We start from the raw sequence: 7468 nt of genomic DNA on the forward strand, positions 1-7468 counted from the left end.
CTCTGATTCCAATAGAACTAATATTAGAAGTTTAAAAGATAAATTAGCAAGACAAGCTAAAAAATGTTTTACAAATATTTTTAAAAATTTTACTGTTAATGTAATACCAGAAATAGTTATTGATGATCAAATATTTCAAATAATTATAAGAGGAAAAGAAAATAGATATTTTTCAACTTCAGAAACTATTTATCAAAGTTCAGGATTTAAAGCATTTTTATGATTAATAATAATGCTAGAAGTCGTGAAAGATTGAGATAAAAATCGATATGGAAGAACTATATTATTAGTAGATGAACCTGATAAAAGTTTACATATATTATTGCAATATGAATTAGCTAATTATTTGAAATTAAATTTTACAAATAATAATAATGTATTTATTTTAATGACTTCTCATTCACCATTTTTAATACCTAATTTAAATGAAAATATTTATATTGCTGATATGAATGAAGAAGGTAAAACTACACTAATAAAAGCTAAGAATGTCAATAATATAAGAAATAGTGGTATCTTTCCATTAATAACTTTATTTCATATGGAAAAGTTACGTGATGAATTATTTGAAAATATAAAAGAAGATTTAATTAGAATTTATTTTGAAAATCAAAAAAATGATGATTTAAATAAAAAAATTGAAAATTTTATACATAATATTATTTTAAATAAATTTAATTATTCTCTTATACAAATAAATAACGCAGAACAAAAACATATTAATGAAATAAGAACTCATGAAATGTTTTCAAAATTCATTTATAATATTGATGATTTATACAAGTTAATTACTGATGAGCATATTAAAACTAAAAAAGATATATATTTAACTGAAAAATTTATTAAATCAATACTTTCAGATGATATATTAAATTCTATTAATAAATCGAAAGAGTAGTTACTAATTTTCCCTAATCACATTGTAGAATTTCACTAAAAGTACTATAATATAAATAACGATAGTTTAATATCGTTATAATTTTAATGATGATATAAACTTTATATCTTTATTAAAATTATATATTAACTTTAAAGGTATAAAATATGAGAAAAACAATAAATATTTTAACAGTTGGTATTTTTTCACTAGCAACAAGTACCACTATTTTAACTAGTGTGAATCACTTTAATACTAACAAAAATGATTTACAAAAAGCAAATGCCACAGCTAATCAAACATCATTATTTAATAATCAATATCAATATTTAAATAATAGTGACTGAATTACTAACCAATCAACAACCGATCATAAATTTTATAGTTATGATACTTCAGCATTAAAAAGTTATACTTTTACCAATGCTAGAAACGTCTTCTTAGTAGATACAACAGGTAACCTAGTTTATAATACCAAAGTTACTATTCCTAATAAAGATAAATCAGATATTGAAAATACAAAACAAGAAATGATTACCAAGAAGAAAGTAACATCACTTAAAAGCAATCCTAATTATTCTGATGCTTACAATTTTAGTGAATATCAACAAAATAATTTTGTTGGTGACAATAATTGAACATATTTACAATTTGGTGGTCTTGAACAAAATATTGATATTTCTAACATTGCTGGTGCTTCTAAAATTGAAAATAATAACAATCTTAGTGAGAACTTAGGACTATATTACATTGCTGATGCTGCTATTAATAATAAAATTTCTTTAGCAATAGCTTATAATATCAGCCAACAATTCATTAATAAAAGCAGTTTAAACAAACTAATTAGTAACCAATTAACAAATAATATTATTAACTTAATTGTTGAAAATACTAACATCTTTAACTTTATTAAAAATTCACCTCTTTTCCTAAATATAAAAGATTACTCATTAAATTTTATTTTTGATAATGATAATAACTTAGTAGCAATTTACTATACAAAATGAAATGTCCAAAATATAAATCAAAATATTAACTATCATTATAAAGAAGACTTTAGCAATATTAATAAAAATGATTGATTAAAAAATAGTGATCAACAAATCATTTTAAATTGAACTAAATATGCAAAAAATTGAGAACAATTTTCACAACTTTATCCTAAATTTAATTTTAATAATTCTAAACTATCAATTAATAATATGGGTACATATAAAGAAAATAATAATCTCACTGGTGATACTAATAATATTACTACTAATAAAAATATTAAATATGAACTACAAAATCCTTATAATGTTGTAGCAATTTCTGATCTTATTATTCAACTTCCAATTATTGATCTTTATGTATACCACGATGATAATAATATTTATTATCAATGAAATGCACGTGTTACTTCATCACCAAATTTAATTGCTGGTTGTAGTTTAGCAATTGATTTAGATAATATTAGTTTTCAATTTAAAAAATAATTAAATTTAATATATAAAAAATAATGCCTTAATTAAGGCATTATTTTTACAATGAATGTTGTCTTACAGGACTTTGATTAGATGCTGATGATTGGTTTTCTGCCATTTGATTAGAATTATTAATTAAATATTCTTCGCGAATTTCTAAACACTCAACTTTAAGGTTTTCAATTCTTTTTAAAAATTCAGGATTATTAGATGTTTGATATTTTCTAGCATTACGTCAATTATACTCTTGACCTGTGACATCTATTTTTTCTTTTACTTCATTAAGTTCTGACATAATTGACATTAATTGTTTAATATTAGGATTTGTTTTTGACTTCTCCTCGTTTAATTGTTGTTTAATATATTGTACTAGTCCAGCTGTTTGCATATAGGCAGGAGTACCTACAGAATCTGAAATATCACCTAATATTTCTTTTTTAGTTTTATCAATTCTTCTTTCTACTTCAATTTTATTTTCAATTTCTTCTAATAAACCTTCAATTCTATTCATTAATTCTTTTTGATCTGCAATAATATTCATAATTTTTATCTTCCTTTTCACATATAATTTTAATTTAATAAAACCTAGTATAGTTAAATTACTATACTAGGTATGAACAATTATTAAATTATAAATACTATTATAACTATAAAGTAAAAATTACTCAATCAACTATTATTTACTATTTTTAAATTTTCTAATTATTTTTTTGATCTAATAACATAAATAATCATTATATATGTTCTTTTTCTATTCAAGTTAAAACATCTTCTAAAATAATATTAATATTGGGTTCATTTAAAATTGCATGATTACCTTCTTCATAAAAACTATAAGTTATCCCCTGTCTTCAACGTTTATTATTTTTTTCAATTTTATCAAAATCGGCAAATATATCTTTTGCAGATTGAACAATCAAAACCGGACATTTAGCATTATTAAGATTTTTTGGTACTTGTTTACTTAATTTTTGTGCTTGTAAAGAAAATAATAATGTAAATTTCATATTAGTCATTGCTCTAATTTTCCCTTTTTTAATATAATTAGAGTTAATAGAAATTGTTTCCATATCAAAAGTAATAGGTAATGGATGATGTTTATAAAATAGAAATCCTCAAATTGCATGACAAACTAATGAAGGTTTTATTTTAAATATTTGTTTCTTAGTAACAAAATTAGTTAAAATTGCACCATCAATCATTTTTGGTAATCTTTTAATTGCTAATGCTGTTAATGCCGAACCTAATGATTCACCCATTAATAAAATTTTTTTATTAGGATAATGTTCATTCAAAACCGTTATAATATCTTTAATATCATTAATAGTTGTTCCTAAAGTATGATATTTTCATTTTTCATTTTCTCCTCAACCTCGTTGATCAAAACTTAAAAATGAAATACCATGTTTAGTAAAAAACTTAGCAGCTGTTTTAAAGTCTGTTAAAGAGGCACCCATACCATGAATACCAATAATAATATATTTACTATTATCAACAAATTTAAATTCAGTATGTAAAAAATAGTTATCCCTAGTAATGATTCCCTCATTACTTCATTGTGGAAAATGACGATTCAGTTCTCAGTGATAATCAATATGGAAAATTTGATAAATTCTATATAAAATATAAAGTATTATTAACATAGCTAAAACTACAATAAGTACTGCTCATCAATAATGTTGCCAAAAATTATCCATAATAAATGATACCCTCCAATAATATATAAATACTTACTAATATTTTATCAAATTAATTTTGTTTTTATTAAAACAAAACCATTTAAGGTTTTGTTTTAATAAAAATATTTATTTCTTAGTGACTTCAGCAATTAATTGACCAACCGTTACTTGTTCATCATCTTTTACTACTTGCTTTACAACATAACCTTCCATTGTTTCATTAGTGAAAACAATTGGTGTTGTTACTTTTTTACCTTTATTCTTAACTTCTTGTAAATTAGCAACTACCATTACTTCTGATTTTTTAATTGGTTTACCTTGTTCAACTTTAATATCAAAGCCCTTACCAGCTAATTCAACAGTATCAATACCAATATGAACTAAACATTCAATACCTGTATTTACATCTTTAATACCATAAGCATGTCCTGTATTAAATACTGTTGCTAATTTTCCATCAAATGGTGATACAAATTCAACTCCATCTTTATCTTTATATTCAGGAATAATAGCAAAACCAGTCCCTAACATTTCCTGAGCAAATACTGGATCTTCAACTTTACTAAGGTTAATAACTTTACCAGTAACTGGCGCATAAATTAATAAAGGTAATTGTTTTTTTTTCTTGAAAAACATATGTCGATTCTCCTCAAAATTATGTAAATTAGATGTTTATAATTTTAACATTAAATAATGTAACTTTAAAAATAAATAATATTTTTATTTTTTTGATAAAAATTTTTCTACTAATGATTTAACTTCTTCATTGGTTTCACATTGTAATGCTTTTGATGCTAATATTTCTGTATCCTTTTTATTTAAAGTACTAATAATTTTTCTAGTTTCTAAAACACTAGATGCAGACATTGAAAATTCATCTAGCCCTAGACCAACTAGTAGTGGAACAGCAATTTTATCACCAGCCATTTCACCACACATGGCAACAGGACGATTATATTTATGTCCACAATCAATTGTCATCTTAATCAAACGTAAAATTGATGGATGATATGGTTGATATAAATAAGACACTTTTTCTGACATACGATCAACGGCTAAACTATATTGAATTAAATCATTAGTTCCAATTGAAAAGAAATCTGCATATTTAGCAAATGTTTCGGCATTAACTGCTGCTGCTGGAATTTCAATCATCATTCCAACTTGAATATCATCACTAACTTTAACTTTTTCTTTAATCAATTCTTTTTTGCAAGTTTCATATAATGCTTTAGCTGCTTTAAATTCTTCAACAGTGGCAATCATTGGAAACATAATAGCTAATTTACCAAAAGCTGAAGCACGAATTAAAGCACGTAATTGAGTTTTAAAAATATCTTTACGATCTAAACACAAACGAATGGCACGATAACCAAGGAAAGGATTCATTTCTTTTGGTAAATCTAAATATGATAATTCTTTATCACCACCAATATCTAAAGTTCTAATAACAACTTTATGTTTAGTAGCAGACAATACTTTTTTATATTCTTCAAATTGAATATCTTCACTTGGAAAATCACTACTTTCCATATAAAGAAATTCACTTCTAAAAAGTCCTACTCCTTGTGCATCATATTCAATTGCTTTAATCATATCTTTAGGTGAACCAATATTTGCTTCTAACTTTACTTCATGATTATCACTGGTTTTAGTTAATTTACCTTTAAATACTAATAATTCTTTTTGTTCTTCAATTCATGCGTTTTGTTTAGCAACTCATTTATTTTTTTCACTACTATTTAAATCAATTTCAATTTCACCAGTATTACCATCTAATACACAAAATTGATTATTTTTTACTTTTGTAGTAACATTTTTTAATCCAAGAACCGCTGGAATACCAAGACTACGAGCCATAATTGCTGCATGAGAAGTTCTACCACCAATATCACATAAAAATCCTTTAACAAATTTAGGATTCAATTGACTTGTTTCTGAAGGTGTTAGATCATGACTAACAATAATTGTTTCTTCTTTAATTGCACTTAAATCAATAGTTTTAATATTTAAAATTTTACGTAAAATTCGATCACGAACATCAATAACATCAGCAGCACGTTCACGAAAATAATCATCATCCATTGATTGAAATGTTGCAATTGCTTTATTAGCAGTACTTTCTAAAGCATTAGCAGCATTATATTTTTCTTCTTTAATTAACTTTTCAGTATCTTCAATTAATACTGTATCAGTTGTTACTAAAAAATGAGCTTCAAAAACAGCGGCTTTTTCTTCACCTAAAGTTTTTGTTGTATTTTGGATGAGTTGTTTAATTTCATCACCTGCTATTTTTAAGGCATCATGTAACTTTTTAACTTCTCCTTCTATTTCTTTTTCATCAATTTTTTTAGGATTAGTTTTGATAGTTTCATGTTTTAAAATTAATGCTTTGGCTAGAGCAATGCCATTACTAGCACCAATACCTTTCATTTTTAACATTATATATATTTCACTCCTTATAAAATATGTTTATTAATAGTCTACTAAATTATAATAAAAAAAATGAAATATTGTATAAAATATTTATTATAATTTAAACTTTTTGTAAATAAAAATGATTTTAATATTTTTAAATATTTTTCATATATGTTAATTCCTACTTTTAATGAAATTAAAAGTAGGAATCTTTTCACTATATTAATATAATTAGATAGTTACGCATTGGATAAGAGAACGATCATGATTACGATTATTATTAGGAATAAGATATTCTCTATCTGAGTTATTTATATCTTGCACATTATTTTCATCTCATTCATTAATATTATTAATATGACCATTTATTTTTCTAGTAAGAAAACCTCTTCCATCACTAGCAGCATTCCCATTTGCTTGATTTATTATATTTGGTAATTCAGATAATACTTCATCAATAATTTTTTGTTGCTCTTCTTGCTTATATATTAATTTAAAAGCTGGTTTCATTTTATTTGTTAAATTATATAAATCAGAACTAGTTACACCAAGTGCTGATAATACCATTCCTAATTTTGGAAATGTTTCTTTAAATTGAATTCAAGCTTTTTTTCAATCACCTTTATTTTGTGTAACATCTGCTGCATAAGTTTTAATAGCATTAGTAATAGCGCTAATAAAAAGAAAACTAATGATAAAGACTCCTAATTGACTTAATTTATTTTGATTTTTAACTCAATTTTTAAATGATTGTAGCAATGTATGATCATTATTTTGAGGGCAAAAATAATTTTTTACTGGTTCAAAAATTGTATTTAATGAATTTTTAATAAAACATTCATTAACAAATCTCATTACTGTAGCACGAACAATAGTTGAAATAATATTATTAATTGATACTATATCTTCTTTATAAGATTCTCATGTTAATGTTTCAGCAGAAGAAGCAGTAATAACTAAATGATTTATTAATAATGTTGTCAAAAAAAAGTTAGTATTGGATAAACTATTTTTTATAATTTCTTTAATAG

General features: G+C 23.7%; 7 protein-coding genes. 2 read left to right on the plus strand and 5 right to left on the minus strand.

Going from position 1 to position 7468, the window contains the following annotated elements:
• Nucleotides 1-898: AAA family ATPase (locus M0D11_RS04615; protein WP_252320528.1), on the plus strand; the 898-nt coding region annotated here is incomplete at its 5' end.
• Nucleotides 899-1044: 146 nt separating this feature from the next.
• Complete coding sequence (locus M0D11_RS04620) at nucleotides 1045-2352, plus strand: hypothetical protein (RefSeq protein WP_252320530.1); 1308 nt, start codon at nucleotides 1045-1047, stop codon at nucleotides 2350-2352.
• Between the two features lie 46 nt (nucleotides 2353-2398).
• On the opposite strand, the gene M0D11_RS04625 is transcribed toward M0D11_RS04620, so the two are convergent.
• The 5 genes from M0D11_RS04625 to M0D11_RS04645 all read right to left on the minus strand — a co-directional run.
• Nucleotides 2399-2881: a hypothetical protein gene (locus M0D11_RS04625; protein ID WP_252320532.1), complete on the minus strand. Its 483-nt coding sequence runs from the start codon at nucleotides 2879-2881 to the stop codon at nucleotides 2399-2401.
• 193 nt (nucleotides 2882-3074) lie between these two features.
• Nucleotides 3075-4037, minus strand: coding sequence for an alpha/beta hydrolase (locus M0D11_RS04630; protein WP_252320534.1), 963 nt, complete (start codon nucleotides 4035-4037; stop codon nucleotides 3075-3077).
• Between the two features lie 108 nt (nucleotides 4038-4145).
• Nucleotides 4146-4655 carry a PTS sugar transporter subunit IIA gene (locus M0D11_RS04635; RefSeq protein WP_174481513.1) on the minus strand — a complete coding sequence of 170 codons (510 nt, stop codon included), beginning with the start codon at nucleotides 4653-4655 and terminating at the stop codon, nucleotides 4146-4148.
• An 84-nt stretch (nucleotides 4656-4739) separates the two neighbouring features.
• A complete protein-coding gene (gene ptsP, locus M0D11_RS04640; RefSeq protein WP_252320536.1) occupies nucleotides 4740-6461 on the minus strand; it encodes a phosphoenolpyruvate--protein phosphotransferase in 1722 nt (573 codons plus the stop codon).
• Nucleotides 6462-6668: 207 nt separating this feature from the next.
• A partial coding sequence (locus M0D11_RS04645) for a hypothetical protein (protein ID WP_252320538.1) occupies nucleotides 6669-7468 on the minus strand: 800 nt, incomplete at its 5' end.

Origin of the sequence: Spiroplasma endosymbiont of Lariophagus distinguendus (assembly GCF_023846195.1) — a bacterium.
Lineage (GTDB): Bacteria > Bacillota_I > Bacilli_A > Mycoplasmatales > VBWQ01 > Spiroplasma_E.